The sequence below is a fragment of the Azoarcus taiwanensis genome, assembly GCF_012910885.1.
Taxonomy (GTDB): Bacteria; Pseudomonadota; Gammaproteobacteria; order Burkholderiales; family Rhodocyclaceae; genus Azoarcus_F; species Azoarcus_F taiwanensis.
Map to the genome: position 1 here is coordinate 13,671 of NZ_WTVM01000005.1, position 25,888 is coordinate 39,558.

The window sequence follows — 25,888 nt, forward strand, 5'->3', positions numbered from 1 at the left end:
CCCCAGCTCACTTCAAGTCGAAACCGTGAGCGACGGTCAGTAACCCGCAGCCTCGTCGATGTTTCCTTCGCGCATCTGGATGAGTACGTTCCGCTCGAAGCTCATGAACACCGTGCCATCGGCCTTCTTGCCGATCGTGCGCACGGTGACGATGCCTTGCCCGGGGCGCGACTTCGACGCCCGCTTGGCCAGCACCTCGGATTCGGCGTAGATCGTGTCGCCGGCGAATACCGGGGCGATCAGCTTGATGTCGTTCCATCCGAGGTTTGCAATCGCCTTGCCGCTAACGTCGGGCACGGTCATGCCAAGCACCACAGCCAGCGTCAGGCCGCTGTTGATGAGCAACTTGCCGAACTCGCTTTTCTCCGCGTAGGCGGCATCGCAATGCATCGGGTGGTAGTTCATCGTCATTAGCGAGAAGTGAATGTTGTCAACATCCGTCATCGTCCTGCCCGGACGGTGCTCGTACACGTCGCCGATCTCGAAATCTTCGAAGTACCGGCCGATCTGCCCCCGGTAGCGCTGTTCGCCGACTTTCTTCAGACTCATTTGTGGTTTCTCCGTATTCCTCTGCGTTTTTCTCATTGGGATGGCGCGATCCTCGCGCTCACCTCACTCCCCACCCGGACTCAGTTGCCCAGGCAAACTGCGTTCAACCGCTCGAGCGCGGCCACCGCGTCGGCGTTGGCACTCACATACTCGGCGCTGGCCTGCTGGAATACCTCGCGTAGCCTTTCCACCTCGGCCGGGTCGACGACGCGGTACTGCGAACCCTGCGCGACCATCTGCTCGATGAGTTCCTTGTCCCTGGCCACGGTTTCCTGCCACTGACGCTCGATGATCGAATCGACCACCTCCGAGATCGCGTCGCGATGCCCCTCATCGAGCCCGTCGAACCAGGTCTTGTCGACGACCACGGGAGAAGTGGCCAGCGACATACCGGGGAAAAGCGCGCCGTACTTCGCCGAGGTACCCAACACATCCACCCACCCCGCGGGCGACGTCATCGCCCCATCGATCGCACCCTGCGCCAACGCGACCGACATCTCGGACGCCGCCATCGAAATCGGGCTGGCCTGCACTGCACGCATCGCATCGAGCATCACGCGACCGCCGACGACGCGGATCTTCTGGCGCCGCAGATCGGCGACGCTCTGGATATCCTTGTCGCGCATCAGAAAGACGAGTTCGGCAGTTCGCAGAAAGCCGAGAATCGTCATGCCTGCAGGCGCGAGATAGCCGGAAATCTCCTCCGCGAGACCGTCGGCGAAGCACTCGTTGGTCATCTGCGCTTCGGTCAGACCGAACGGCAGACTCAGCACACCGGTGCGCTTGTCGAATAGCTCCAGCCGGGAGGCGACCGGCCAGACCATGTGTACCGCGCCCGTGCCCAACGCGGCCAGGGCGTCGCGGTCGTTGTAGAGCTGCGACACGGCAAAGTACTTGCCGGTCACCGCGCCGCTCGTGCGGGCCTCGATCTCCTCAAGAAACTGAACGATGTATGGGCTTGGATTCGTCGTGAGCGGAATCTCGCTCGTGATGACAATCTCCACGGCCTGCGCCGGAGCCGACACCAGACCGATTACCGCCAGCGCGGCCACGAGGGTTTTCTTCATGTGCTCCTCCGTTATTCGTACTTGCTGAATGTCCCCGCCATCACGACTTTGGGGGCGAATGCAGATGCCAGTCGCTGATGGACTGAAAGATGTGACCGATTGCCAGAAGACGTTCCTCATCGAACGCCCCACCCACGAACTGCACACTCAGTGGCAGTCCGTCCGAATCGACACCGGCTGGCAATGACAGGGCCGGAAGACCCAGGTAGTTGATGCCACGCGTCCAATACGAGAGCTTTCCGAACTCTCGTTCAAGCTTCAGGTGGTCGTCCCCGACCGTGTCTTTGATGCGCGGTGCGCCCGCTGGAGTCGTCGGAAGCAACAAGGCATCGATGCCCTCCAGCGTCTCGCGCATGAAGCGGCGCAAAAGGGGGGCACGCAGGCGTTGTGATTCGTGATAGTCGAGCCCAGTGACGAGTAAACCCCTGGACAGACGGCGACGAACCTGACGACCGAACACTTCGGGCCGTTTGGCCAAATCATGACGGTGGACCGCCGCCGACTCCACCGCCAGCAGCACCGAAGCCAGGTCTCCGTAGAGCCCCAGATCGGGCAGATCGACCTCGACAAATCGCATGCCCACCTCAGCGAGTTCGCCTCGCACACGTTTCAGGGACGCGAGCATTTCGGAACTCAAGTATTCGCCTGAAACGAGCCGCGGGACGGCGACGGAGAAGTCACCCGCCTTTCGGCCGAGCCAACCTCCTGCGCGAACCGGCAGATGCACGCACGATGCGTCGGACGGATCGGCACCAGCCATCGCGGCAAGCGCTCTGCCACACAGGTCGGCACTCAAACCCAGAGGGCCAATGCAATCGAGACTCGGTGACAACGGCATTGCACCGGCGACACTCAGGCGAAACTGTGTTGGCTTGAGGCCGGTCACCCCGCACAACGCAGCGGGCAGTCGCACCGACCCCCCGGTGTCGGAACCGATTGCCAGTGGCACCTCGCGTGCGCCCACCACCATGCCGGCCCCGCTCGAACTCCCCCCGGAAACCCGCTGCGGATCGTGAGGATTGGTGCCGTGGCCGAGCTGGTCGTTGAGACCGGTGGGCGACATTGCGAACTCAGCCATGTGCAATGCACCGATCACGACGGCACCGGCTTGTTCGAGCCGGCTGACGATGGTCGCATCCATACCCGCAGGCGCTTCGTCACGCCGGACCGTCGAGCCCCAGCTGGAAACACGACCTCTGCGGTCGAACATATCCTTGAGCCCCACGGGCACGCCGTGAAGCACGCCAACCGCGGCGCCCGTCGAGCGGTCCTCGTCCAGCTTGACCGCCCGCGCAAGCGCTTCGTTCCGGTCCAGGCTCATCCAGGCGGATGGCGTTGTCCGACCGGCCGCAATCCTCGCGAACGACTCACTGACTGCATCCAGGGCACTTCCGCTGGAGATTGACGCCGGTGCCACTTGAGCACCTGTCACAGCCGGCATGGGCTGTCGGCGTGTTGCCAACAGCACTTCAGCGAAGGGTTCGCAGACATCCACTGCCCTCAGGCGCGTCGCCGCGGACGCCACCACCGAAGACAGTCTCGCAACCGCGCTTTGAACGTCTACCCGGTCTTCCGCTGGAATTTCCAACGCCATCTCGCTCCTCCCGGTGCCCGTTTGCAGTGCATCGATGGCACTGCGTTTATGCCGGACATCCGTATGTCCGTTTGTCCGGACCAATAATCCTAAATCACCCCACCTTTGTCAACCACATCCGTTGCTTTTGTTTGACCCTGTCGTTCGACCCGGACTGACGTCGGAACGACTGCTCACGGTTTCATCCTCGAAGCGGTCGCCGAGAAGACCGAGCAAGCGGAACGTCGTGCTGATTTTGATTCGGTAGCGGAAGCTCGCTATGCCCGCATTGTGGCCACCGGCAAGACCATCCCGTGGCAGGAAATGCGCGGCTATCTGGAAGCGCACATGGCCGGCAAGGTAGCGAAGCGCCCCGTTGCGCGCAAGCTGGCACGCTGAAGGTGTCCCGCATCGGGTTGGCACCGGAGGTTGCAGAAGACTTTGATCGCGTCCTCGATCACCTGACCCACTATGAGGTGGAAAATCCTGGGCTGCGTATTGGCGAGATCATTGCTGTCTTGAACATTCTGGCGCAGAACCCGTTGATCGGTCGCCTGGTGGCGAATGCCAAGCGCGAACTGGTGATTGGCCGTCGTTCCCTTGGGTATGTAGCCTTGTATCGCTACGTGCCCGAGATCGATACGGTGTTCGTGCTGTCCTTACGCAGCCAGCGCAAGGCCTGCCACTCCGAACGAAACCCTGCCGGGTAAGACTCATGCCACCGTATCGGCGTCACCGACTTTCGCGGTAGGCCTTGACGCTCCCAGCAGCAGGTGCCGAATCAGTTAAAGGTCATTCGCGTTACCAGATTCTTCGATACCGCTACGTCTGCATCTGGCCGGCTGCCACCGTCCAGCGGTAATGCCACGGAAAGGACGTTTAGCTTCGTGAAGCGGCCCGTAAAACCTCGGTCTCGGAGTGCCGGGCTCAAGTAGCTTTCCAGCACCCCAACACGTTCAACTCCATTACTACGTTGTCAGCCTTGATGAGCCTGGAAGCGTGTCGCGAAGCCAAGCAATCCGCCGGCGCACATCGCGGACTTCCCGAATCTCGCCGAGTCCGCGCATCAGCATGACGGCGTAGGCGCACACCACGAAGAGGGTAATCAGGGCCGTGCGTGGAGACGCCAGGCCAAGGATGTCGGCAAGCTGCAAGTACAGCGTGCCCGACACCATCCAGAGCATGAGCATCAGCATGAACACCGCGGCTTCTGCAAAGGGCATGAAGCTCATCGCCGCGATCTCCTCGGGGGTGGAGGGCGGACGGCGAAAGTCGGCAATGCGCAGGCCGTACTGCACGCTCAGACTCAAGCCCATCAGTAGCAACATGTCCGGATCGCCTGCGGGCTGTACCGGGTGTCGAAAGCGTGGGTTCGCCGACCAAGGATCCAGTGCGACCGCGGATCGCCGTCTCACCAGAGCGCCAAGCTGCCACGTGATCTATGTTGAATAGTGGCCATGTGGAACGAAACAGGGTTCCTGACGCCCTTCCCCAACCGATGGGGCACACAGATGAACCGCATCGTTCGTTGCATGTGGTTCGACCATGCCGCAGAGAGCGCAGCGCACTTTCACACCTCGAAATTGCTGCGCTGAAGCGGGCGCATGGGAGCGGAAGAAGCTGGCACCAATTACAACAGAGAGGAGAACCCCATGAAACTGCGTCACTGGATTGCCGCCATGGTCGTCGTTGCAACGATGCCAGCCCTCGCTTCGGTGGAATCGCGCGAGATCACGCTGGAAGACGGGCTCGGCTCCGCCGTGCTCTACGCCTCCGGCAAGGCCGAAGCGGGCCCCGGCGTCATCGTCATCCATGAATGGTGGGGGCTGAACGACTACGCCCGCGAACGCGCCCGCCTGCTAGCCGAGGCCGGCTACACTGCGATCGCGGTCGACATGTACGGCCACGGCCACGTCGCCGATCACCCAAGCGACGCCCAAGCCTTCATGCAGGCAGCGCTGGCCGAGCCGGAGAAGATGGGCGCCCGCTTCGACGCCGCGCGCGCACTGCTTGCCAGCGAAGCGAGCGTCGATAATGCGCGCATCTACGCCATAGGTTACTGCTTCGGCGGCGCAGTGGTGCTCCACCAGGCACGCATGGGGGCGGACCTGGCCGGCGTAGCGAGCTTCCATGGCAGCCTCGGCACTGACAATCCGGCCCAGGCCGGCAGCGTCAATGCGCGCATCCTCGTCGCCACCGGCGGCGCCGATCCGATGGTCCCGCCCGATCAGGTTGGCGGTTTCGTCACCGAAATGATGGCCGCCGGAGCCGACCTGACCCTGCTCAGCTACCCCGGTGTGTTACACAGCTTCACCAACCCCGGCGCCACCGAGATCGGCAACCAGTACGGAATGCCCCTCGCGTATGATGAACATGCCGACCAGGACAGCTGGCGGGCGCTGATGGACTTCATCAGGTAGCGCATCCGCGTGCGCCCGGTGCTCACAGGTATAGAGACGCCGTACTGCCAGCATTCGTGGATTCCATTGGCGCGAAGCGCGGGCATTGTTTACCATCGTATCTGACCCCTCGCAATCGATCCACGGGCGGCACCAGCGCGCCCTCAAACCACCATTCAGGAGAATCCGGCATGGAAATCGATATCGGCATCAACAAGAAAGACCGCGCCAAGATCGCAGATGGGCTGTCGCGCCTGCTGGCCGACACCTACACGTTGTACCTGACGACTCACAACTTTCACTGGAACGTCACCGGGCCGATGTTCAACACGCTGCATCTGATGTTCGAGCAGCAATACAATGAACTCGCGCTGGCGGTGGATGCCATTGCCGAGCGCATTCGTGCTCTGGGCTTTCCCGCACCGGGCACCTACGCCGAGTTCCAGAAGCTGGGCAGCCTGAAGGAGCCGGAGGGCGGGCTATCGGCCAAGGATATGATCAAGCATCTCGTGCTCGGCCAGGAAGCGGTGGTGAAGACCGCGCGCAGCATCCTGCCTGCGGTCGACAAAGCCTCCGATGAGCCGACGGCCGACCTGCTGACCCAGCGTATGCAGGTACATGAAAAGACTGCGTGGATGCTGCGCAGCCTGCTCGAGAGCTGAGCGCCCTCAACACGAAGAAGCCCCGCGATGCGGGGCTTTTTTTCAGCCCCCGTGCGGGCGCAGGATCAGGGTGTTTCCGCGCTGGGTGAATTCCAGATGCTTCAGCACACTCATGCCGAGCAAAACCTGTTCGTCTCGAAACCCCGGATTGAGATGGCTGCGGACGTTGTGGATCCGGAATGGCCCGAGGCCAAGTTCGTCGATCGTCGTCGCACGTACCGTCACCGCACCGTTGGCGGTCATCACCTGCATTGGCGCCCCGGGCGTCAGTCCGAGGTTCGGTCCGAGGTGGGCCGGCACCGAGACCTGGGTCGCGCCGGTATCGAGCAGGAAGACCACCGGCTGGCCATTGATGGTGCCGGGCGCGACGTAGTGCCCGGCGCGGTTGCGCGTCAGCACCAGTTCGCTGCTGTCGCCCTGCACCGAGAGGTTGCGGTTGGGGTTCTCCCGTCGGTCGAGCGCATCGTCGAAGAACAGCCACAACACGGCTAGCGCCGCCAGCCAGGCCAGCACGATCATGCCGCGCCCGATGCGGCGCTGGGTTGTCGTATCGTCGCTCATGATCATCAGACCGTCACGGGCGGCTTAGGGTTCTGATTCAGTCGAGCACCTGCCCGTGCTCGCGGGTGGCATGGAAGCCGACCTTGGGCCATTTTTCCATTGTCACGTCGAGGTTGTAGCGGGTACTCGCAAGATACACGGGATTGCCATCGACATCCTTGCCAAGCCGGATCGCCTGTTCGCGCTCGAAATTTCGGCGGGTGATCTCGTCCGGAAAGGTGAGCCAGCGGGCGGTGTAGATCTCGGCCGACTCGAAGATCGCATCGACCTTGTACTCATCCTTCAGGCGCTGAGCGACCACCTCGAACTGCAGTTGGCCGACCGCGCCGAGCAGCATCTGGCCGCCCTCCTGCTCGAAGACCTGGATCGCTCCTTCCTCGCCCAACTCCTGCAAACCTTTCTGCAACTGCTTGGTCTTGAGCGGGTCGCGCAGGCGCGCGGCACGGAACAGTTCCGGCGCGAAGTACGGGATGCCCTTGAAGCCCAGGTTCTCGCCCTCGGTGAGCGTGTCGCCGATTTGCAGCTGGCCATGGTTGTGGATGCCGATGATGTCACCGGCCACACCGTCTTCCTTGTGCACTCGCTCATTGGCCATGAAGGTCAGCGCGTTGGCGAGCTTCATGTCGCGACCCAGACGCACATGCTTGACCTTCATGCCCGAGGTATAGCGCCCCGAGCAGATGCGGAAGAAGGCGATGCGGTCGCGGTGCTTGGGGTCCATGTTGGCCTGGATTTTGAACACGAAGCCCGAGAACGGTGCTTCGGCCGGCTCGACCATCCGCTTGCCGGCATCACGCGGCTGCGGTGCCGGCGCCCAGTCGATGAGCGACTGCAGGATCTCCTGCACGCCGAAATTGTTGATACCGGAGCCGAAGAACACCGGCGTCTGCCGGCCAGCGAGGAAATCTTCGAGCGAGAATGGTGCAGAAGCGCCGCCGATGAGTTCGACGTCATCACGCAACTGACCAATCTCCATCGGAAACAGGGTATCGAGCTGCGGGTTGTCCAGCCCCTTTATGACTTCGGCGTCGACTCGTCGCTCTTCGCCCGGCGTGAAGCGCAGCACCTGGTCCTGAAGCAGGTGATACACGCCGCGAAACGCCTTGCCCATGCCCAGCGGCCAGGTAACCGGCGCGCACTCGATCTTGAGCACGTCCTCGATCTCCGAAAGCAGGTCGAAGGGTTCCTTCACCTCGCGGTCGAGCTTGTTCACAAAGGTGATGATCGGGGTGTTGCGCAGGCGGCAGACCTCGAGCAGCTTGATGGTCTGCGCTTCCACGCCCTTGGCCGCGTCGATCACCATCACCGCGGCGTCGACTGCAGTCAGCACCCGATAGGTATCCTCCGAGAAATCCTGGTGGCCCGGGGTGTCGAGCAGGTTGATGGTGTGCCCTTCGTACTCGAACTGCATCACCGAGCTAGTCACCGAAATGCCGCGCTGCTTCTCCACCTCCATCCAGTCCGAGGTCGCGTGACGCGCACTTTTGCGCGCCTTCACCGTGCCCGCGAGCTGGATTGCGCCGCCGAACAGCAGCAGCTTCTCGGTCAGCGTAGTCTTGCCCGCGTCGGGGTGGGAGATGATGCCGAAGGTACGGCGCTTCTCGACATCGCGCAGGATCTCGGGCGGAAACGGGGTGCTGGTCATGGATGGCGATCGATTGAAGGAGGGGTGGCCGACAGACATGCCGGCAGAAGGCCGGATTCTACCCGATCGACCGTGGATTGACCCTGCATGCACGCTCGGCGATGATCCTGGGAATCATGCCGCACTACCGAATCCTCCCTCTCGGCGACACGGCGCTGACCCTGGAGTTCGGCGACCGTATCGACCCCGCGCTGCAGGCCGCAGTGAGCGCACTCGACCAGGCGATTGGCGCCGCGCGGGCACAGGGGCATCTGCACGGCATCGTCGAGACGATGCCGACCTTTCGCTCACTAACGGTAATCTTCGACCCGCTCGAAACCGATCACGACCGCATCACAGAGCTCTTGAACACCTTGCCGGGCAGTAGTCTCGAGCAGCCGCTGCAAGGTCGGCACTGGTTGCTGCCCGCCTGCTACGAGCCGAGTTTCGCCCCCGATCTGGACAGCGTCGCGCACACCATCGACGGCGATACGAAAACCGTCGTGCACCTGCACAGCGGGTGCGAGTACGTGGTGTACATGCTCGGCTTTCTGCCCGGTTTTCCCTTCATGGGAGATCTGCCGGAGCCGTTGCACCTGCCGCGCCGCACCGAACCCCGGACCAGGGTGCCGGCTGGCAGTGTCGCAATCGCGACCGGGCTGACCGCGATCTATCCGTGGGAGAGCCCGGGCGGCTGGCACCTGTTGGGGCGCTGTCCGGTGCCGCTTTTTGACGCACGCCAGGAGGCACCGGCCTTGCTGCAGGCCGGTGACCATGTACGCTTCGATCCTGTTTCGGCAACGGAGTATGCGCGAATCGAACGCGCGCTCGCCGCCGGCGAACTCGATGCCAGCGCCTTTCAGACGAGCTGCGAGGCGAAGCCGGCATGAAGGCATGGCTCGAACTTACTGCCACCGGCGTATATACGTCGATACAGGATCGGGGTCGCCCCGGTTTCCGCCGCATCGGTGTGCCCGCGTCGGGCGTCCTCGACCCCGCGCTGATGCAGATTGCCAACACACTGGCGGGCAACTCTGCAGACCACCCGGTCGTCGAATGCTACGACGGCGGACAGTGCCTTGCGGCGGTCGGCGGATCGGTGCGAATCGCGGTGGCAGGGTCGGCACGCCTGGAACTGATTCGCGGCGATGAGCGTGTCACCCTTGCCGCCTGGCGAAGCGTCACGCTCGCGCCGGGTGAGCGTTTGCGCGTGGTGTCGATCGGACCCGGCCGCCTTGCGATGATCGCCATCCAGGGACTGAAGCTGGTGCCGGTGCTGGGGAGTTGCTCGACCTATTCCCGCGCGGCGCTCGGGGGACTGGCCGGGCGTGCGCTGAGCGCCGGCGACCAGCTGCCGGTGGCGACCGACGTGCCGGACGGACGCGAGCTTGAACTCCCCGCCCCCTGGACGACCGAGGACAGACCAATCCGCGTCGTACCCGGCCCTCAGTTCGATCATTTCGGTGATGCCGGCCTGGCCACATTGCTGGCCGGTGACTACCGGGTGGGCACCGCATCCGATCGCATGGGGATTCGCCTGGAAGGCCCCGCCATCGCCCATCTGCCCGGAATGGACAGCGAGATCGTTTCGGACGCGATCGTCCCCGGTGCAATTCAGGTCCCGGGCAACGGGCAAGCCATCGCCTTGCTCGCGGACGCCCAGACCGCCGGCGGCTACCCCAAGATCGCCACCATAATCAGTGCGGACCTCGATCGCGTGGCCGGAAAACCGCCGGGGGCGAGCATCCGCTTCACCGCCGTCAGCGCCGCCGAGGGTGTGACCGCCGCCCGCGACAGCGCGCAACGCCTGGCCAGGGCGATCCAGAGCATCCGTCCCTGTGCCCCGGATTCCGGGCAATCGATCGACATCGATGCCCTCTACCGCAGCAACCTGGTGAGCGGGGTCGTCGATGCAGCCCGCAGCGGCGGCGCGCAACCGGATATGACAGAATAGCCAAATGCAACTCAACCTCAACGCCGACCTCGGCGAATCCTTCGGTGCCTGGAAAATGGGCGACGATGCCGCAATGCTCGGCATCGTCGGAAGTGCCAGCATCGCCTGCGGCTTTCATGCCGGCGATCCGTTGGTCATGCGTCGCACCGTGCACGCGGCAAAGAAAGCCGGTGTGAGTATCGGCGCCCACCCTTCCTATCCCGACCTGCAAGGATTCGGTCGCCGGCCGATGCAGATGGCGGCCGACGAGTTGCAGGCAACAGTCCTCTACCAGCTCTCGGCACTGGCCGGAATTGCGCGGGTCGAGGGCATGACGATGACGCACGTCAAACCGCACGGAGCGCTCAGCAACATGGCGGCCGAGGACGAGGCGCTGGCAAACCGCTTTGCACGCGCGGTGCGCACTTTCGACGCCGAGCTCATCCTGCTCGCTCCCGCAGGCTCGAAGCTCGTGACTGCCGGGGAACACGAAGGTCTCGTCGTCGCCGGCGAGGTGTTCGCCGACCGCGCCTACAACGAACAAGGGCATCTTGTGCCGCGCAGCCAGCCGGGCGCGGTACTCACCGACACCCGGGAGTGTGTGCGCCATGTACTGCGCATGCTCGACGCGGGCGGCATCGTGTCGATGTCCGGGCGACGTCTGGCGGTGCCGTTTCACAGTGTCTGCGTGCACGGCGACAACGCACATGCGGTCGAGGTCGCCCGCGCAGTACGCAAGGCGCTCGAAGACTCTGGCTGCGAGTTGAAGCCGCTGGCCCAACTCTCAACCTTGGGCCGCCGCTGAGACAGCCTGTCGACACAACCGGGAAACACCGGTTGCGCATTATATAATCAGCGGCTAATAAACATCGAGGCGCTCGAAATGAAACTCAAGCCGCAACACATTCAGCCGGTCATCATGGCAGGCATCATGGCCTTCCTGATGACCGGCATCATCACCTGGCTGAATCTCGGTTTCCCGAGCAATTATGTCGCGCTATGGGCCAAGAACTTCATCATGGTTTGGCCGCTGGCGGCGATTGCCGCCTTCATTGCGATTCCGATAGCGCAGCGCCTGACCGTGAAGATCATGGCTGCGCTTTCCTCGTCAAAGGGCTGAGGCCCTCAGCGCTGCTTGCCGACCTGATCGCCGATCACACCGCCGATTGCGGCGCCGCCCACGGTGCCCAAGACACCGCCGTCGGTCACCACGGCACCGGCCACACCACCCACGCCGGCACCGACGACCGCGCTCTTCTGGCGCGAACTCATGCTGTCCCAGGTGGCACAGCCGGTGGTGGCAAAAACGAGAATCGCGAGGGGTAGCAGAATTCGGGTTTTCATGATCGTTCTCCTTGTTGGTGGCTGAAACCGCTACGCTGCGCGGGGCACAGCGGACACGTGATTCGGTATACCAATCAGATCACAAGCGGCAGCTCACGTTTCAACCGCTTTGTTTCAAGTTGTTGGGGCTGTAACATTCCGCTCATCTCGAGCTCCGCACCCCCACTCATGAACAACGCTCTGCGCATTTTCACCTGCGGCTCCAACTCCGCATTGACCGAAGAGATTTGCGAGCGCCTCGGCATCGATGCCAGTCCGCTCACGATCTCGCGCTTCTCCAACGACAACCTGCATGTGCAGGTTCGCGAGAACGTGCGCGAGCGGGATGTGTTCGTGGTCCAGTCCTTTTCCGAACCGGTAAGCGACCACATCCTGGAGCTGATGATCACGCTGGACGCGCTGCGCAGCGCTTCGGCACGTCGCGTGACCGCGGTCATCCCCTACTATTCCTATGCGCGATCGGACAAGAAGGATGCGCCCCGGATCTCGATCACCGGCAGGTTGATTGCCGACATGCTGGTCACCGCCGGCGCCAACCGGGTGCTGACCATGGATCTGCATGCCGACCAGGTGCATGGCTTCTTCAGCGTGCCGGTCGACCATCTCAGCGCGATCCCGATCATCGTCGACCACTTTCGCAAGACCCACGATCTGTCCTCGATCGTGGCGGTGGCCACCGACGCGGGCGGTGCGAAGCGTGTGGGCCGCTTCTCCGAGCGTCTGGGGGTGCCGATGGCAATCATCGACAAACGTCGAGTCAGCGACACCGACGTCAAACAGGGGCAGGTAGTCGGCGACGTGAGTGGTCGTGACGTGGTGATCTTCGACGACGAGATCGCCACCGCCGGCACCCTCGTTGCAACCATCGATACGCTCAAGGCCGCCGGTGCGCGCAGCATCCATGTGGGCGCAGTGCATGGCGTGCTGTGTGGTCCGGCAATCGAGCGTTTGCGCGATGCCGACATCCAGTCGATCGTGGTCACCAATACGGTTCACGTGCCCGAGCACAAGCGCCTGGACAAGATCACCGTCCTCAGCGTCGCGCCGCTGCTCGGCGCCGCCATCGAGCGCATCCACAGCGGCGAGAGCGTCGGCGCACTGTTCTGATCAGCAAGCCGTCCGGTTCAGGCGAGCCGGAAGGCCACCGAGAAACACACACCGTCGCCGCTCGGCAGGTTGTTGGCGGCCAGCTTCGCATCATGAAAGTCGGCAATGATGCGGGCGACGAACAAACCGAGGCCGAGGTGGGGTTCACCGCCGCCATCGCGCTTGCGCGCCGACACCATCGACTCGAAGAGTTGCCCCTCCAGTTCGGGCGGCAGCAGCGGGCCTCGATTCGTCACCGACAGCTTCGCGCCAGCGCCGTCGAAGGCGAGGTTGATCTCCAGCGGCGTGTCGGCCACCGCGAAGTCGGCGGCATTCTCCACAAGCTTGTCGAGCATCTGCGCGGCCAGATCGGGCGCACCGCGCACCCACACCGGATAGCCCGGCAACGATGATTCGATGCGCTGCTGGGGATATGCCATTCGATAGCCGTTCACACACTCTGCCACCACCAGTCTGAGGTCGAAGCGCTCGGTCTCGGTGGCCGCCAGCGCCTGCTCGAGGCGGGTCGCCTCGCTCATGCGCGACAGAATGCGCGACAGACGCGACAGGCCGGCGTCGGCACGCTGCATGTAGGTCTGGGCCCCTTCGGGCAGGGGTTCGGTACGCAAGTTCTCGAGTGAGGAGCGCACCACCGCGATCGGGGTGCGCAGCTCATGCGACAGGCGGCTCGCCATGCTCTCGAGGTAGTTCTGGTGTCGCGAAAGCCGTTCCAGCAGGCGAGTGAAACTGCGCGACAGATCACCCACCTCGTCACCCGCCTCGGAACCGCTCAGGTTGGGCGTGATACGCCCGCGATTGTCTATCGCGTTCTCGGCATCCGAGCTCAACCGCCTGATACGTGAAGACAGCCGCTGCGCGAAACCGAACACCAGCACAGCCGCCAGCGCGAAGCCCGCCAGCGTGAGCAGAAACAGGCGCTCCAGCGCCCGGTTACGCAGAGACAGGATCGACTGGGTGCTCTCTTCGACCACCACCGCTCCAAGCACCTGATGACCGCTCCAGATCGGGTGCGCCGCCGACACCACGACCGTTTGTCCATCGATGATTCTGCGAACACGCGAACCGGGCGCGCCCATGGTCAGCGCATCGACGATCTCGCGTCCGGTCACGACTGCATCGAGGGTTTCGACGATCTCTTCCTCCCCACCCGGTGGCGTCACCATGCGCGATAGCCAGGGGCGCCAGAACGCAGTCCAGCCAGTGGATTCCACTGCCTGCCCGACCTGCAGGTCGCCGGCCTGGGCGAGCACGCGCAGATCGCGATTGACCACCCAGATGCGCGAGGTGGTGCGCTCCAGCCCGCGCAGAATCGCCTCGACCTCTGCCACCGCGAGCGGGTCCGGGCGGGGCTGGAAAGGTGCCGGCAACGCGGGTTCGAGCAGCTCCTCGCCCGGCAGCAAGCCGCCCGATGGGCCGAAGAAAGTCCCGCCGGCGCGCGGGCGGACCCGCATCAGCAATGGACGGTCATGCAGGGCAGTGGCCACCGCCCTGGCTGTTGCCACCAGCGCCTCGCGCTGCCCCTCGAGCAGGAAGGACTCCATTTCCTTGACGTACTGATAACCCACCCAGGGCAGCGCGAGCAGCAACAGCGACAGGATCGCGAGTTTGGTGCGCAGGCGAACGCGCAAACCGAGACTCATGTTTTCAAACCTTCCAGCGGTAGCCCATGCCGTAGACACTTTCGATGCTGTCGAACCCGGCATCGACCACCTGGAATTTGCGCCGGATGCGCTTGACGTGCGAGGTGATGGTGCCGTCATCGACCAGTCTCGCGTCATGCATGAGCTGGTCGCGACTTTTCACATGGCCGGCATTGCGCGCCAGGGTGTGCACCATCCAGAACTCGGTCAGGGTCAGCGCCACCGGCTCGCCCTTCCACTCCGCAGCGAGCCGCATCACGTCCAGCGTCAGCGGACCTCGCTCCAGCCTGTCTTCCTTGGGCTGTGAATCCGCCAGCGCCTCGACGCGACGGAACAGCGCGGCCACCCTCGCCAGCAGGTGAGGCAGACTGACGTCCTTGGTGAGATAGTCGTCGGCACCGAGTCGCAGGCCCGACACGATGTCGAAATCACTGTCGCGTGCGGTGAGAAAGATGATCGGCAGCCTCATCGACATCGCACGCAGCTCGCTGCACAGGGTGAAACCGCCTTCCGGCTCGTCACCCAGGCCGATGTCGATGATGGCCAGGTCGGGCAGGCGCGACTTGAACGCCGCCAGCGCTTCCGGACGATCCGCATAGGCGGCGACATCGTAGCCCTGCCTTGCGAGGGCCTCCGCGTAGTTTGCGCGGATGGCTGCCTCATCCTCGACGATTGCGATCCTGCGTGCCATGGCATGACTTCCTGCTTGGGAGGGTTCGACTATACCAAAGCCCCGCGTTCCGGCCCGAGGGCCCCTGCGCTTGCCATTTTGCTGCCACCTTTGATCGTCACTTTGCCATGTTCCCCGCCCTGGGCTGCCCCTGTCGGGGCGTCAAATGGCTTCATCGCAAACCGCACGGAGACGATCATGAGCACCGCTACCACGACACTGAACCCGCAGGACCAGGAAGCGCCCCGCGAGCGCCCCTTCATCATCGAGCTGTTCAGTCTCATCGCACGGGTGTTCGCCACCGCCATTGCGATCAATCTCGTTTTTGCGGCCTTCGTACTGCTGCTCGCGGGCAACGCATCGGCGAAAGGTCCGGACATACTTCCGGGAGTGCACACCGTCATTGAGCGGGAGCTCCCGCCGGGACGCGACGACCGCTGTTCGGCGATGCTGGCGCCCACGGTGCTCGAACTCGCGTTGCTGCATCGCATCGGCGCCAGCCCGATGCCGCCCACCCCAATCGAGGAGCGCTGAGATGCTGACCCGCAAGTCTTGTCGCGCCTGTCGTGGCCAGGAGTTTCTCGGTGTGGAATGCGCCTGGCCCGCCACCGACTGCCTCGGCAGCATCGCCCAAGGGCGCCCCCTCCGTCGCTGGCCGCAGCGCATCGCCACGGTAGGCGCCGCAATCGCGCTGGCCACCCTGCTTGTCGCCTGGCTGGCCTGACGGCCCTAGGGCCTTTCGGGCGCAGCGAGCCTGCGATCAAGGAAGGACAACCTCGCGAGCACTCCAATCACCAGCAGCGCAAATGCAAGCCGCGCCCAGAGGATGCCGCTGAGATCGGCACCGAGCAACAGGATCAGCAAGGTGTCTTCGATCACACTGTGACACAGCCCGAGGAACCCCATGGTCAGAAACACGTCTCGCCGGCTCAACGCACCCTGGCGTGCCTCGCGAATCAGCAGGCCGGCACCGTAGCTCAGGCCAAGCGTGGTGCCGATGATGGTGATGTTGGCAGCCTCGCGCCGGATGCCGATCAGGCGCAGTACCGGTGACAGCAGCCAGTGCATCAGCCGCTCGACACCAAGCACGCGCAGCAGTCGCAGCAGCGCCATCAGCGTCGCAATCGCGACCAGAACGAACAGCAAGAGCCGAAGCTGATCCAGCGCCCAGATCGCGAGCGAATCGTCCACCGGCAAAGGCTGCCACAGCAAACGACTCTCGGCCTGAAGCGTGCCGCTGAGGCCATAGGCAAGATTGAGCATCATACCGAGCGCCAGCGCACCGCCCACCCGCAGCGCAATCGTCGCACGCCAGCTCACGCCCACCGCACGTGCGACCGCGCCCTCCACCGGTAGTGAGTGGGCGACCAGAATCATGCTGCCGAGCACCGTCACCTGCGCGACCGTCAATGGCTCATGAGCGGCATATTCCACGAAAACAATCATGCCGGTGTAGATGTTGGTCAGCATTGCTGCCGCCCACACGATACCCATGCTCTCGGGCAGTCCGACGAGCTGCATCAACGGACCGATACCCTGCGCCAGCACTGCTGTGGCGCCGACGAGGTCGAGCAGCTTGACGACGATGAGCGCCGGCACCATGACCTTGAGCAAGGTGAAATAGACCGACCACACCTCCCCGGCGAAACGCCGGACGGCCTGAAACAATGGTGTCAAAGAGGTTTCGGAGGACATGGATGCTGAAAACTGGGTGGGCTTGCCGGAGGGCTCGGAGATGAACCGGGATTCTACGCGCTCCGGCTGATCTCCGCGGCAAGCTCGGCAAGCCCATGATACATGCGATCGAGTACCGGCACGTTCACCTGAAATCGCGGATGCACAAGGTAGAGACGTCCATCATGGACATGCACGCCGCCGAATGTCGCCTGTGCGGACTCGAGAAGACGCCTGCGCTCGTGATTCAGGAACATGCGCTCACGCGCCTGATCGACCGGCCGCCTGGAGAACCTGGCCACGAGCACGCCCTCGTGCGCCGTCATGCCAACCCGGCGCAAGCCCGCCTTGCCGCTCAGTCGCGCCCAGATGCCACCGGGTCTCACTTCCAGCCCCGGCGGTGTTTCGGGCAACTCCACCGCCATCCGCAGATAGAGCCGGCGCTGCCAGGCGTTACCCAGCCAGCGGTTGTGCCAGACTTCGTCGATGACAAATGGCAAGCCATTCAGCGTGCCACGAAACACCACCTCGCCGAGTCCAGGCTGACCTTCCGACGGATCACGCCTGCGCAGACGCCGCCAGACGCCACGCAGCCGGCGAACCGTCATCGCGCCATTCTGCACGACCTCTGCGACCAGTCCCTTGCTACGGGCGTAGGCCTTCAGCATGCTCGGAGTCACCACATCGGGCCTGACGTTTCGCGGGATGGCTGACAGCAGCATGACAGCTGTGAAACCCGCGAGAAACAGCATGAACAACACCGCGAACTGTTCGGAGTCAGCCGTATCGGCAAGCACTGAGCCGGGGTAGGTCAGCAACGACAGCCAACCGAGTCGGGCGACCACATCAATCCGCAGTCGACACGCGCTGACCAAATGATCTGCATTACGCAAATTGACGCAGGTCACGGTGAGTCTCGCTCCGCAGCCTAAAATTCAAGCATAGCAGCCCGACAAGATCTTCCTGGAGAACCATCTTGAAGCTTCCGACCATCGCCTTTGCTGGATCCCTTCTCACCGTCGTACTCATTGCGGGCGCTGCATTCGGCACCCGCGGGGAACTGTGGAACTTCGCCACCGGCTTCCAGTTGCTCGCGTTAGGGCTTTGTATCGGCCTGTTCGTGCTCATGGTGGTCGTAGGCACCCTGATCTCGGCCAAGCACCGTGCGCAACGGCCGACGTCGATGATTGCCTTCGTCATCGTCATCGCCGCGCTTGCACTGCCGATACAAGGCCTGATCCAGGCGAGCAAGGTGCCGACGATTCACGACATCTCCACCGACCTGGCCGACCCGCCGCAGTTTGTCGCCGCGGCGCAACTGCGCACGGCCACCGAGAATCCGGTCAGCCATGCCGGCGAACCGGTCGCCGCATTGCAGCGTGAATCCTACCCCGACATCGTGCCGAGCTATCTGCCTGTGGGGCCGGAAGCTGCGTTCGAGCGCGCCCTGGCGGCCGCGCGCGCGATGGACTGGGAGATCACCGCCAACGACCTCCAAGCGGGCCATATCGAAGCGGTCGACACCAGTTTCTGGTTCGGATTCAAGGACGACGTCGTGATCCGGATCCGTGCCGACGGGCCGGTCAGTCGCATCGACGTGCGCTCGAAGTCACGAGTCGGCAGCAACGATCTCGGCGTCAATGCCCAGCGTATTCGCGACTACAAGGCAAAGCTCAAGGGCTGACAAAACCGGCCGCATGCGCCGCCCAGGGGAAGCGTCGTCAAGCGGCGGTCAGCACTCGCGCTCCGCCGGTCTGTGATGCGAGCATGGCAGCCGACTCGGCAGCCTGCAGACGTTCGTCGGCCAGGCATCCAGGACGCGCAGCGGTCACGCCAAGACTCAGCGAGACCGGAGCGCAATTCCAGGCTGCAAGTCGGCAAGCGAGCAGAAGACGTTCGGCCACCAGTACCGCGCCATCGGCCACGATACCCGGCAACAACAGCGCGAAGCGGCTGTTGCCGATCTCGCCGAACACATCTTCGACGCGCACATTGTTGAGCACGAGCGAGCGCAAGCGCGACAGCATGTGCCGTCGCTCTTCCAGGCCGAAGCTCTCCGTGTAGCTTGCGAGACCATCGACTGCAAGAACGCAGACCGAAACCGGAATCCCCGCCCGCAGAAAGGCATCCACCATCGCTTCCACATCCGCTCGCCCCGTGAGCATTCGCCGACTCGGCTGACTGACGACGGAAGGCTGCGCAATGGCCTCACCAGCCTCCTTGTCGGCACGACGGCGAAACGTGGAATTCGGTGTCATGGTGGACAGTGGTTTGCGCTTGCCATTGTGTTACCGGACAATGACACAGACACTCAAGCATGCGGTAGTGATATTCGCAGTCTAGATCATGTGGCAAACGATTATTTTCTGGTTCCGGGTCCTCAGACGATCCCTCTCGTACTGGCTCGATGGCAACGCTTTCGTGTTCGCTGCGGCGCTGGCTTTTTTCACGGTGTTTTCGATCGCGCCGGTGATGATCATCGCGGTCACCATCGTCGGCCTCGTGCTGGGCGAGGAAGCCGCCGAGGGACGAATCGCGGCGCAGCTCGAGGACACCATCGGCACGCAGGCAGCCGAGGCGGTACAGACCGCGGTCGCGAGCAGCCAGATCGACCAGTCCGGCCTGTTGCCGACGCTCCTCGGACTCGGAGCGATGATATTCGGCGCGACGACGGTTTTCGCGCAGATGCAGATCTCTCTGAACGCGATCTGGGGCGTGGCGCCCAAGCCAAGCCGGAGCAGCATCCTCCTGTTCATCGTGTCACGCGTGCTGTCGCTCACCGTCGTGCTGGTGATCGGCTTCATCATGCTGGTTTCGCTGCTGCTCACGGTGGGTCTGCGTGCGCTGATCGCACTCGCCGGTGACTGGCTGTGGATACCGGGTTTCATTCTGGTCGGCCTGGAGAGCCTGATCGGGCTCGCGGTCGCCACCGCACTTTTCGCCGCGATCTTCCGCGTGCTGCCAGACGTCCAGTTGTCCTGGCGCGACGTCCTTCCCGGCGCGATGCTCACCGCACTCCTGTTCTCGGTCGGGCGCCTCGGCATCGCCTTCTATCTGGCCAACACCGCAACCGCGTCGACCTACGGCGCGGCCGGTTCGCTCGCCCTGCTGTTGCTGTGGGTGAACTACTCCGCACTCATTCTATTGTTCGGCGCAGCCTTTACCCGCGCCCACACCGAGTCTCGCGGCGTCCGGATACGCCCACGCGCGACTGCAGTGTGCGTGCACCGGGAACTCGTCGAGGCGCCCGCGCCCGCCAACGAGACAAGCGCTCCCGAGCCGGGCGATGTCGAACCGCCTTATCCTGAGCCGGCTGCAACCGAAACCGCGGGGCCGCGACCGTCCTGAGCGACCTCCAGCCCGCAGGGTCCGCGAAACAAAGCCTCGATGATTCTGCATTCGGCCACGCGGTGGCCGGCACATTGCTGTTCGGTCATCGAACGCAACTCCTCGGCCAGCTTCTGCATTGCTGCAATCCTGACCTCGAGCAAGGCCAGATGGCGGGCTGCGATGCGGTCTGCTTCGCCACACTCGGCATCCGGGTCGTCGGCCAGCGCGAGGAGTTCACGGATCGTCTCAAGATCCAGACCCAGTTCGCGTCCATGCCGGATGAAACCCAGTCGTTCGATGGTGGGCCGGTCGAATACCCGATAACCGCCCGCACTGCGCGGCGCAGCCCCGAGCAGACCGAGCCGCTCGTAGTGGCGTATGGTTTCCGGCGAGCACCCGCTCATTTGCGCGGCCTCGCCGATCCGGAAATCTGTCTGCATCGCGCTTGACCCTGTAACGATTACAGGGTTCACACTAGATCCATCATCGTGCGACTGCAAGTCGCTTCTCGTCGAGGTCGAAAACCATGAGCCTGCTGAACTCGATCCTGCCAGTGGCCTTGTCCGCTGCACCCTGGCTGCTGCTGGGCCTGATCGTCTCAGGCCTCATCAAGGCCTTGCTGCCCGATGCGGTGCTCAAGCGCTGGGTCGGTGGCGAGGGCCTGGGCGGCATCGCCCGTGCAGCGGTCATCGGCGCCCCCTTACCCTTGTGCTCCTGCGGCGCAATTCCCACCGCGCTGACCCTTCACCGCGCCGGCGCCGGCCGCGGGGCGACCACCGCGTTTCTCATCGGCACGCCGGGCATCGGAGTCGATTCGCTTGCCCTCAGTTACGCTCTTCTCGGACCCTTCATGATGGTCGCGCGAGCGATCGGCGCAGTATCCACCGCCATCGTGACCGGCGTACTCGTCGCGGCCGGCAGTCGTGACGTGACGCACGAGCAGGCTGGCGCCAAGAGTTGCGGCGGTTGTTGTGGCTCGAGTTGCGAAAGCGGCAGCGACAGCAGCCATCAACACGATCATCCGGGCGCGCATGGACAAGAGCTGGGCACGCGTCTGCGGGCCGGCATGCGCTATGCATTCGGCGACCTGCTCGAGGACATCGGCCCATGGCTGCTCGGTGGCCTGATCATCGCCGGCGTGCTGATCGCGCTGGTTCCGCCACAGACGCTGGCGAACCACGGCAGCGGCCTGGTGGCCATGCTTCTGATGGCGGTTATCGGAATTCCGCTCTACATTTGCGCGGCGGCCGCAACACCGATCGCGGCGGGCATGCTGCTGGCGGGCGTGTCCCCGGGCACCGTGCTGGTCTTCCTGCTCGCCGGGCCGATCACCAGCGCCGCCACGCTCGGGCTGTTACGACGGGAATTCGGCACCGCCGGCCTCGGTTGCTATCTGCTCGGCATCGTCGGCAGCACGATCGCGATCGGCCTTGTCGTCGATGCGCTCATCGGCATGAGCGGCATCGACGTTGTCGCGCAGGCCGGTGCAGCCGCGGAACTGCTGCCAGTCTGGCTCGAAGCGGCAGCGCTGGCAGCGCTACTGTGGTCAGGCCTCCGTCCACTGGGACGACGCGCCTTCAAGCGCCTGTCGCACCCCGCGCCGCACTGAGCGCCGAGTCGAAATCCCGGAACAGGATGCTGGGAGGGATATGCGGCGCCTTCAAGCGGGCCAGCGCTTCGTACTGATCGTCCGCGACTGCGACGAATGCTGGAATCTCGATATCTTTGAGGCGCTCGATCATCTCCTCCAGCGCGAACTGAGCTGACAGATCCATGAACGGAACCCGGGTGCAGTCGAACACCACGGCCCCGGTTTCCATGACCTGATCCGCCCGGTCGAGCAAACGACTCGCTGAGCCGAAGAAAAACGGCCCGTCGATCTCGATGATTCGCACGGCCCCCTCCATGGCACTTCCCGGCCCCTCTGCGACCGGCTTGACACTGAAGCTGACCTGCTGGATCAGGCGGTGGATGATCAGACCCATGGACATCGCCACACCCGCACCGACCGCAACAATCAGATCAACGAACACTGTCAGTCCGAACACCGCGCCCATCACGGCGACGTCGGTTCGTGGCGCGCTTTTCAACAGCTTCAATAGCCGATAGTCGAGGATGTCGACCCCAACCTTGATCAGAATCCCGGCGAGCACCGCGAGTGGGATCTGGGTCGCCAACGGAGCAGCTCCGAGCAGCAGGGCTAGCAGGAAGAGGGCATGGGCCACCCCCGACAGACGGCCACGGCCTCCCGCCTTGATGTTGACCACAGTCCGCATCGTCGCGCCCGCGCCGGGCAACCCACCGACAAAGGCACACAGAATATTGCCCGCCCCCTGGCCAATGAGTTCGCGGTTGGATTCGTGGCGGGTACGGGTCACCGAATCGGCCACCAGCGAAGTCAGCAGGCTGTCGATGCTGCCGAGCAGTGCCAGCGTACCGCCCAGCACAAGGATGGTGGTCCAGGTCTCGATCGAGAACTTCGGGATGGTCAGCTCCGGGAGGCCCATCGGAATTTCGCCTATCACCGGCACCTGGAGACCGAACAGCACCGAGAACAACGTGATCGCGATCAGCGCGATGAGAGGCGCAGGCACGATGCGGCTGTAACGCATCGGGGTCTTGAACACGATGATCAGCGTGAGCGCCGCCAGGAGCGCCGCCTGCCAATTGAACGCTGCCAGCGTCTCGGGCAAGGACAGGACTTTTTCGAGTGGCGAAGACAGCGGCCGCGCACCAACTGCCGGCGCGATCTGCAACAGAATGATGATGACCCCGATGCCGCTCATGAAACCGGACACCACCGGGTAGGGGATGAAGCGGACCAGCCCGCCGGCCTTGCACAGACCGAGTCCGATCTGAATCAGGCCACCGACCAGCACCGCCGCCATCGCCATCGCGATGTCGCCGCCGACCGCCACCAGCACCGATGCAAACACCACGGTCATCGGACCGGTCGGCCCGGAGATCTGCATCCTGGTACCGCCGAAAAGCGCCGCGATCAAGCCCAGTGCGATTGCGCCATAAAGACCAGCGGCCGCTCCGGCACCCGAAGCCACACCAAACGCAAGCGCCAGCGGCAATGCGACGACGCCCGCAGTCAAGCCGCCGAACAGGTCCCCCCTAATCCGGTCGACACCACCCAAACCGTTCATTCGAGCCCTCCCCCTTTCTCGCGCCTGCATCACTCGTGATCCCGAGGATTGCACGGCGACTCATGCCCGCGTCGCTCGCCACTGCTACGCCCACTCGTCAGACAGGCAAGCGCTACGCGGGGGACTGCTGCTCTCTCGATGAAATTATGTTTTTTATCTTCTGCGACTGACTGTTCCGGCTGCCGTCACGCGACCCTGATCATTGCTGCGACGCCTGCTGCGCTGCTTGTTGTGCTGCGATCTCGGCGCGAACTTCCGCCATGTCGAGCCGGCGCACGCCATCGATCACCTGATCCAGGCTCGAGGCCGGTAGGGCGCCTGATTCACGGAAAACCATTACCCCCTCGCGAATGGCGGCGATGGTTGGAATCGAACGAATCTGAAAAGTCCCCGCCAGCTCCTGCTGGGCCTCGGTGTCGACCTTGCCGAAAACGATATCCGGGTTGGCCTCCGCTGCCGCCTCGTAGATCGGCGCAAACCCTCTGCATGGCCCGCACCATTCTGCCCAGAAATCCAGAAAGATGATGTCGTTGTTCTCCAGGATCGAGGAGAAGTTCTCGGAGGTGATCTCGATGGACGCCATGCAAAGTATTCCGTTTCAGTCGAGCGCCAATACTAACCCAGCACGGCAACGCACGCATCCCACGCACCCGGGGCGTCACCCCTCATAGGCCATCAATACGCAATCGAAGGCCGCCTCGCGCAACGGGATCAGCGACTGATAGGCGGCCGAGGCATACCAGGCTTCGAGGGCTTGCAGATCGGGGAAGCGCAGGACGACGATGTCGGGCATGTCACACGCCCCCGCCAACACCCTTCCGGCCTGACCGCGAAACACGATCTCGCCACCAAAGGGCGCGATCGTCGCCGGCACCCGTTCGCGGTACTGCGCGAAACTGTCCGCACTCTTCACCTTGATCTGCCCCACCAGCCAACCATTCGCCATGCCTTTGCCCTCTTTCTGCGTCGCACCCGCCGGTGCGCGAACATTGAAACTCGCCCTGGGCGTGCCCGATCACACTACAGGCTTCGGTAAACGTCCAGGACCCCATTGATCACGAACTGCACCGCGATGACCGCGAGAATGATCCCGAACAGCCGGGTGACGATCTCCTTGCCGGTTTCGCCGAGGTAGCGGACCAGATGATGCGCGTAGATCATCGCCAGGTAACACGCACCGGTGGTCACTACGATCGACAGAAACACCAGCAGAACATGCCAGGCAGTCGGCGCCTCCTTGGTCAGGATCATTACCGTGGCGATCGAGCCCGGGCCGCTGATGAAGGGAATCGCGAGCGGAATCACCGAGATATCGTTCGCAAGACGACCATCACCGTGCGGATCTCCCCCCGCGGCTTCCTCCCCCTCGTCCTGCCCCTTGCGGATCATGCCCATCGCAATGCCAAAGAGAATCAGGCCCCCGGCGATGCGGAACGCCTCCAGCGTGATGCCGAACAGTTTGAAGATCACGCTGCCCAACAACGCAAAGGTCACGAAGATTCCGGTTGCGATCAAGGCTGAACGGCGTGCGATTCGATTGCGCAACTGCGCCGAGGCACGCGGCAGGAGGGAGACGAAGACAAAGGCGGTGGTCAGCGGATTGACGATGACGAACAATGCCGCCATCGTGACGAACCAGTATTCGAAAAGAGGTGTGACACTCATCGTTTGCAGTCAGCCTGCGGTTCAACAAACCCTCAGGGTACGTCAAAGCACCTCGGATCGGCCAGCGAGCGCGGTGCGAGCGTTCACTAAGCTGCGCTGAACGTCTGCGATCAACAGGCAACTGGACATCCGTCTCAGCTCCCGAGACGACAAACGATGAACTCGTAGGCGTAGCAATCCGAATGCAGACGGTGAAGTTCCGGCTCGCGGCCGATGCCTGCAAGAAGCTCGAGCGCCTCGGAGTCGTCACTGTATTTACGTCGCAGGTCGGCGACGCGGGCCTCCATCGGCGAGTAGAAATCGTCCCACCAGGCCTCGTCGGGCAACGTGAAATGCCCCAACAGCTCAAACCTGCTCCGCGCAATCAGCGCAAGCAGATCTTCGACCCGCCCCATGCCGGGATAATCCGCTTCGAAGCCGGCACGCACCGCCTCCGGCGGATCGTCACGCCGCCACGCCGCATCGGTGAAGACAAGATGACCGCCCGGTTTGAGCACTCGCGCGCAGACATCGAGCGCGGGTTCGATGCCGATGTTGTAGAGCGCACCCTCCGACCAGACGAGATCGAACGTCGCCTGCGGCACAGGCGGATCCGCCATGTCGCCGACCATGGCCTCGATGCGCCCGGACAAGCCACGTCGCGCAGCCTCGGCGCGCAGGCGGGCGATCGCCGGCTCGTGGGAATCCAACGCGGTGATGCTCCCGCCGGTGAGCTCGGCGAGATAAAGCGTCTGACATCCCGAGCCGCAGCCGAGATCGAGAATCGCCGGTGCCTGGGGCAGGCCGGCACACATCGCCAACGCCCGTTGCGCGCTTGCTTTGTTGCCTGGCCCCTGGCGCGGCAACGCATCGAAAACCTCGAAGAAGATCTCGGAAAACCGCGGGGTACCCCACAATCCTGCGCTTTCGGTGCTCATAGGCCTCGCTCCTGCGAATTC

At 63.6% G+C, this 25,888-nt stretch carries 31 protein-coding genes; 13 read left to right on the plus strand and 18 right to left on the minus strand.

Features of this window, described 5'->3' with window-relative positions; all coding sequences use genetic code 11:
• Positions 1-36: 36 nt before the first annotated feature.
• The 3 genes from GPA21_RS01465 to GPA21_RS01475 all read right to left on the minus strand — a co-directional run bounded on the left by GPA21_RS01465 (position 37) and on the right by GPA21_RS01475 (position 3,210).
• Positions 37-549, minus strand: a complete 513-nt coding sequence (locus GPA21_RS01465; RefSeq protein ID WP_168986437.1) for a MaoC family dehydratase — start codon at positions 547-549, stop codon at positions 37-39.
• Between the two features lie 80 nt (positions 550-629).
• Positions 630-1,616 carry a TRAP transporter substrate-binding protein DctP gene (gene dctP / locus GPA21_RS01470; protein WP_168986438.1) on the minus strand — a complete coding sequence of 329 codons (987 nt, stop codon included), beginning with the start codon at positions 1,614-1,616 and terminating at the stop codon, positions 630-632.
• A 40-nt stretch (positions 1,617-1,656) separates the two neighbouring features.
• Positions 1,657-3,210, minus strand: coding sequence for an amidase (locus tag GPA21_RS01475; protein WP_168986439.1), 1,554 nt, complete (start codon positions 3,208-3,210; stop codon positions 1,657-1,659).
• Between the two features lie 380 nt (positions 3,211-3,590).
• Between GPA21_RS01475 and GPA21_RS01480 the strand changes: the two genes are divergently transcribed.
• On the plus strand, positions 3,591-3,899 hold the full coding sequence (locus tag GPA21_RS01480; protein WP_168986440.1) for a type II toxin-antitoxin system RelE/ParE family toxin: 309 nt from the start codon (positions 3,591-3,593) through the stop codon (positions 3,897-3,899).
• Positions 3,900-4,157: 258 nt separating this feature from the next.
• Here GPA21_RS01480 and GPA21_RS01485 read toward each other — a convergent pair whose 3' ends face one another.
• Complete coding sequence (locus tag GPA21_RS01485) at positions 4,158-4,517, minus strand: hypothetical protein (protein WP_168986441.1); 360 nt, start codon at positions 4,515-4,517, stop codon at positions 4,158-4,160.
• A 324-nt stretch (positions 4,518-4,841) separates the two neighbouring features.
• Here GPA21_RS01485 and GPA21_RS01490 point away from each other — a divergent pair, with 324 nt between their 5' ends.
• Positions 4,842-5,609 (plus strand): dienelactone hydrolase family protein, encoded by a 768-nt coding sequence (locus tag GPA21_RS01490; protein ID WP_168986442.1) that lies wholly within the window; start codon positions 4,842-4,844, stop codon positions 5,607-5,609.
• A 170-nt stretch (positions 5,610-5,779) separates the two neighbouring features.
• The gene (locus GPA21_RS01495) at positions 5,780-6,250 is read left to right on the plus strand and encodes a Dps family protein (RefSeq protein ID WP_168986443.1); all 471 of its coding nucleotides are present in this window, start codon (positions 5,780-5,782) and stop codon (positions 6,248-6,250) included.
• Positions 6,251-6,292: 42 nt separating this feature from the next.
• On the opposite strand, the gene GPA21_RS01500 is transcribed toward GPA21_RS01495, so the two are convergent.
• Positions 6,293-6,811, minus strand: a complete 519-nt coding sequence (locus tag GPA21_RS01500) for a retropepsin-like aspartic protease family protein (protein ID WP_168986444.1) — start codon at positions 6,809-6,811, stop codon at positions 6,293-6,295.
• 37 nt (positions 6,812-6,848) lie between these two features.
• A complete protein-coding gene (locus tag GPA21_RS01505) occupies positions 6,849-8,456 on the minus strand; it encodes a peptide chain release factor 3 (protein ID WP_168986445.1) in 1,608 nt (535 codons plus the stop codon).
• A gap of 101 nt (positions 8,457-8,557) precedes the next feature.
• Between GPA21_RS01505 and pxpB the strand changes: the two genes are divergently transcribed.
• From pxpB to GPA21_RS01525, 4 genes are all read left to right on the plus strand, one after another.
• Entirely contained in the window at positions 8,558-9,325 is a 768-nt protein-coding gene (gene pxpB / locus GPA21_RS01510; protein WP_246261679.1) for a 5-oxoprolinase subunit PxpB, read from the plus strand.
• A complete protein-coding gene (locus tag GPA21_RS01515; protein WP_168986446.1) occupies positions 9,322-10,389 on the plus strand; it encodes a 5-oxoprolinase subunit C family protein in 1,068 nt (355 codons plus the stop codon). Before pxpB ends, GPA21_RS01515 begins: the two co-directional genes overlap by 4 nt.
• Positions 10,390-10,393: 4 nt before the next feature.
• Positions 10,394-11,173, plus strand: coding sequence for a LamB/YcsF family protein (locus GPA21_RS01520; protein WP_168986447.1), 780 nt, complete (start codon positions 10,394-10,396; stop codon positions 11,171-11,173).
• A 78-nt stretch (positions 11,174-11,251) separates the two neighbouring features.
• Positions 11,252-11,488: a DUF2798 domain-containing protein gene (locus GPA21_RS01525; RefSeq protein WP_168986448.1), complete on the plus strand. Its 237-nt coding sequence runs from the start codon at positions 11,252-11,254 to the stop codon at positions 11,486-11,488.
• A 5-nt stretch (positions 11,489-11,493) separates the two neighbouring features.
• Here the strand turns inward: GPA21_RS01525 and GPA21_RS01530 are convergent, their stop codons facing one another.
• The gene (locus tag GPA21_RS01530; protein WP_168986449.1) at positions 11,494-11,712 is read right to left on the minus strand and encodes a glycine zipper 2TM domain-containing protein; all 219 of its coding nucleotides are present in this window, start codon (positions 11,710-11,712) and stop codon (positions 11,494-11,496) included.
• Between the two features lie 168 nt (positions 11,713-11,880).
• Between GPA21_RS01530 and GPA21_RS01535 the strand changes: the two genes are divergently transcribed.
• Entirely contained in the window at positions 11,881-12,819 is a 939-nt protein-coding gene (locus GPA21_RS01535) for a ribose-phosphate diphosphokinase (RefSeq protein ID WP_168986450.1), read from the plus strand.
• Between the two features lie 17 nt (positions 12,820-12,836).
• On the opposite strand, the gene GPA21_RS01540 is transcribed toward GPA21_RS01535, so the two are convergent.
• Positions 12,837-14,459 carry a histidine kinase dimerization/phospho-acceptor domain-containing protein gene (locus GPA21_RS01540; RefSeq protein ID WP_168986451.1) on the minus strand — a complete coding sequence of 541 codons (1,623 nt, stop codon included), beginning with the start codon at positions 14,457-14,459 and terminating at the stop codon, positions 12,837-12,839.
• A 4-nt stretch (positions 14,460-14,463) separates the two neighbouring features.
• Entirely contained in the window at positions 14,464-15,150 is a 687-nt protein-coding gene (gene pdsR / locus GPA21_RS01545) for a proteobacterial dedicated sortase system response regulator (RefSeq protein WP_168986452.1), read from the minus strand.
• Between the two features lie 177 nt (positions 15,151-15,327).
• Between pdsR and GPA21_RS01550 the strand changes: the two genes are divergently transcribed.
• Together GPA21_RS01550 and GPA21_RS01555 are read left to right on the plus strand one after the other, a co-directional pair.
• Positions 15,328-15,663 carry a hypothetical protein gene (locus GPA21_RS01550; RefSeq protein ID WP_168986453.1) on the plus strand — a complete coding sequence of 112 codons (336 nt, stop codon included), beginning with the start codon at positions 15,328-15,330 and terminating at the stop codon, positions 15,661-15,663.
• Position 15,664: 1 nt separating this feature from the next.
• A complete protein-coding gene (locus tag GPA21_RS01555) occupies positions 15,665-15,853 on the plus strand; it encodes a hypothetical protein (protein WP_168986454.1) in 189 nt (62 codons plus the stop codon).
• 5 nt (positions 15,854-15,858) lie between these two features.
• Here the strand turns inward: GPA21_RS01555 and GPA21_RS01560 are convergent, their stop codons facing one another.
• Positions 15,859-16,806, minus strand: a complete 948-nt coding sequence (locus GPA21_RS01560) for a hypothetical protein (protein WP_211163368.1) — start codon at positions 16,804-16,806, stop codon at positions 15,859-15,861.
• Between the two features lie 71 nt (positions 16,807-16,877).
• On the minus strand, positions 16,878-17,648 hold the full coding sequence (locus tag GPA21_RS01565) for a hypothetical protein (RefSeq protein ID WP_168986455.1): 771 nt from the start codon (positions 17,646-17,648) through the stop codon (positions 16,878-16,880).
• A 131-nt stretch (positions 17,649-17,779) separates the two neighbouring features.
• Here GPA21_RS01565 and GPA21_RS01570 point away from each other — a divergent pair, with 131 nt between their 5' ends.
• Complete coding sequence (locus tag GPA21_RS01570; RefSeq protein ID WP_168986456.1) at positions 17,780-18,487, plus strand: DUF1499 domain-containing protein; 708 nt, start codon at positions 17,780-17,782, stop codon at positions 18,485-18,487.
• A 37-nt stretch (positions 18,488-18,524) separates the two neighbouring features.
• Here the strand turns inward: GPA21_RS01570 and GPA21_RS01575 are convergent, their stop codons facing one another.
• Entirely contained in the window at positions 18,525-19,061 is a 537-nt protein-coding gene (locus GPA21_RS01575) for a diguanylate cyclase domain-containing protein (RefSeq protein WP_168986457.1), read from the minus strand.
• A gap of 88 nt (positions 19,062-19,149) precedes the next feature.
• Between GPA21_RS01575 and GPA21_RS01580 the strand changes: the two genes are divergently transcribed.
• A complete protein-coding gene (locus tag GPA21_RS01580) occupies positions 19,150-20,151 on the plus strand; it encodes a YihY/virulence factor BrkB family protein (protein ID WP_168986458.1) in 1,002 nt (333 codons plus the stop codon).
• On the opposite strand, the gene GPA21_RS01585 is transcribed toward GPA21_RS01580, so the two are convergent.
• Positions 20,103-20,573, minus strand: coding sequence for a MerR family transcriptional regulator (locus GPA21_RS01585; RefSeq protein WP_168986459.1), 471 nt, complete (start codon positions 20,571-20,573; stop codon positions 20,103-20,105). The genes GPA21_RS01580 and GPA21_RS01585 overlap by 49 nt on opposite strands.
• 86 nt (positions 20,574-20,659) lie before the next feature.
• Between GPA21_RS01585 and GPA21_RS01590 the strand changes: the two genes are divergently transcribed.
• Positions 20,660-21,742: an SO_0444 family Cu/Zn efflux transporter gene (locus GPA21_RS01590; RefSeq protein ID WP_168986460.1), complete on the plus strand. Its 1,083-nt coding sequence runs from the start codon at positions 20,660-20,662 to the stop codon at positions 21,740-21,742.
• Here the strand turns inward: GPA21_RS01590 and GPA21_RS01595 are convergent.
• The 5 genes from GPA21_RS01595 to GPA21_RS01615 all read right to left on the minus strand — a co-directional run bounded on the left by GPA21_RS01595 (position 21,711) and on the right by GPA21_RS01615 (position 25,867).
• On the minus strand, positions 21,711-23,285 hold the full coding sequence (locus GPA21_RS01595; protein ID WP_168986461.1) for a SulP family inorganic anion transporter: 1,575 nt from the start codon (positions 23,283-23,285) through the stop codon (positions 21,711-21,713). The genes GPA21_RS01590 and GPA21_RS01595 overlap by 32 nt on opposite strands.
• A gap of 199 nt (positions 23,286-23,484) precedes the next feature.
• A complete protein-coding gene (locus GPA21_RS01600; protein ID WP_168986462.1) occupies positions 23,485-23,868 on the minus strand; it encodes a thioredoxin family protein in 384 nt (127 codons plus the stop codon).
• Between the two features lie 75 nt (positions 23,869-23,943).
• On the minus strand, positions 23,944-24,231 hold the full coding sequence (locus tag GPA21_RS01605) for a DUF1330 domain-containing protein (RefSeq protein WP_168986463.1): 288 nt from the start codon (positions 24,229-24,231) through the stop codon (positions 23,944-23,946).
• Positions 24,232-24,305: 74 nt separating this feature from the next.
• Positions 24,306-24,950 (minus strand): MarC family protein, encoded by a 645-nt coding sequence (locus GPA21_RS01610; protein ID WP_168986464.1) that lies wholly within the window; start codon positions 24,948-24,950, stop codon positions 24,306-24,308.
• Between the two features lie 134 nt (positions 24,951-25,084).
• Entirely contained in the window at positions 25,085-25,867 is a 783-nt protein-coding gene (locus GPA21_RS01615; protein ID WP_168986465.1) for a class I SAM-dependent methyltransferase, read from the minus strand.
• Positions 25,868-25,888 lie beyond the last annotated feature (21 nt).

Bases quoted from the DNA above. Each gene is read 5' to 3' on its own strand.
- dctP (WP_168986438.1), bottom strand. From the start codon at position 1,616: ATGAAGAAAACCCTCGTGGCCGCGCTGGCGGTAATCGGTCTGGTGTCG.
- GPA21_RS01500 (WP_168986444.1), bottom strand. From the start codon at position 6,811: ATGAGCGACGATACGACAACCCAGCGCCGCATCGGGCGCGGCATGATC.
- GPA21_RS01495 (WP_168986443.1), top strand. From the start codon at position 5,780: ATGGAAATCGATATCGGCATCAACAAGAAAGACCGCGCCAAGATCGCA.
- GPA21_RS01580 (WP_168986458.1), top strand. From the start codon at position 19,150: ATGTGGCAAACGATTATTTTCTGGTTCCGGGTCCTCAGACGATCCCTC.
- GPA21_RS01590 (WP_168986460.1), top strand. From the start codon at position 20,660: ATGAGCCTGCTGAACTCGATCCTGCCAGTGGCCTTGTCCGCTGCACCC.
- GPA21_RS01595 (WP_168986461.1), bottom strand. From the start codon at position 23,285: ATGAACGGTTTGGGTGGTGTCGACCGGATTAGGGGGGACCTGTTCGGC.
- GPA21_RS01475 (WP_168986439.1), bottom strand. From the start codon at position 3,210: ATGGCGTTGGAAATTCCAGCGGAAGACCGGGTAGACGTTCAAAGCGCG.
- GPA21_RS01550 (WP_168986453.1), top strand. From the start codon at position 15,328: ATGAGCACCGCTACCACGACACTGAACCCGCAGGACCAGGAAGCGCCC.
- GPA21_RS01505 (WP_168986445.1), bottom strand. From the start codon at position 8,456: ATGACCAGCACCCCGTTTCCGCCCGAGATCCTGCGCGATGTCGAGAAG.
- pxpB (WP_246261679.1), top strand. From the start codon at position 8,558: ATGATCCTGGGAATCATGCCGCACTACCGAATCCTCCCTCTCGGCGAC.
- GPA21_RS01600 (WP_168986462.1), bottom strand. From the start codon at position 23,868: ATGGCGTCCATCGAGATCACCTCCGAGAACTTCTCCTCGATCCTGGAG.
- GPA21_RS01515 (WP_168986446.1), top strand. From the start codon at position 9,322: ATGAAGGCATGGCTCGAACTTACTGCCACCGGCGTATATACGTCGATA.
- GPA21_RS01555 (WP_168986454.1), top strand. From the start codon at position 15,665: ATGCTGACCCGCAAGTCTTGTCGCGCCTGTCGTGGCCAGGAGTTTCTC.
- GPA21_RS01520 (WP_168986447.1), top strand. From the start codon at position 10,394: ATGCAACTCAACCTCAACGCCGACCTCGGCGAATCCTTCGGTGCCTGG.
- GPA21_RS01525 (WP_168986448.1), top strand. From the start codon at position 11,252: ATGAAACTCAAGCCGCAACACATTCAGCCGGTCATCATGGCAGGCATC.
- GPA21_RS01535 (WP_168986450.1), top strand. From the start codon at position 11,881: ATGAACAACGCTCTGCGCATTTTCACCTGCGGCTCCAACTCCGCATTG.
- pdsR (WP_168986452.1), bottom strand. From the start codon at position 15,150: ATGGCACGCAGGATCGCAATCGTCGAGGATGAGGCAGCCATCCGCGCA.
- GPA21_RS01465 (WP_168986437.1), bottom strand. From the start codon at position 549: ATGAGTCTGAAGAAAGTCGGCGAACAGCGCTACCGGGGGCAGATCGGC.
- GPA21_RS01615 (WP_168986465.1), bottom strand. From the start codon at position 25,867: ATGAGCACCGAAAGCGCAGGATTGTGGGGTACCCCGCGGTTTTCCGAG.
- GPA21_RS01585 (WP_168986459.1), bottom strand. From the start codon at position 20,573: ATGCAGACAGATTTCCGGATCGGCGAGGCCGCGCAAATGAGCGGGTGC.
- GPA21_RS01540 (WP_168986451.1), bottom strand. From the start codon at position 14,459: ATGAGTCTCGGTTTGCGCGTTCGCCTGCGCACCAAACTCGCGATCCTG.
- GPA21_RS01605 (WP_168986463.1), bottom strand. From the start codon at position 24,231: ATGGCGAATGGTTGGCTGGTGGGGCAGATCAAGGTGAAGAGTGCGGAC.
- GPA21_RS01610 (WP_168986464.1), bottom strand. From the start codon at position 24,950: ATGAGTGTCACACCTCTTTTCGAATACTGGTTCGTCACGATGGCGGCA.
- GPA21_RS01485 (WP_168986441.1), bottom strand. From the start codon at position 4,517: ATGTTGCTACTGATGGGCTTGAGTCTGAGCGTGCAGTACGGCCTGCGC.
- GPA21_RS01575 (WP_168986457.1), bottom strand. From the start codon at position 19,061: ATGACACCGAATTCCACGTTTCGCCGTCGTGCCGACAAGGAGGCTGGT.
- GPA21_RS01530 (WP_168986449.1), bottom strand. From the start codon at position 11,712: ATGAAAACCCGAATTCTGCTACCCCTCGCGATTCTCGTTTTTGCCACC.
- GPA21_RS01490 (WP_168986442.1), top strand. From the start codon at position 4,842: ATGAAACTGCGTCACTGGATTGCCGCCATGGTCGTCGTTGCAACGATG.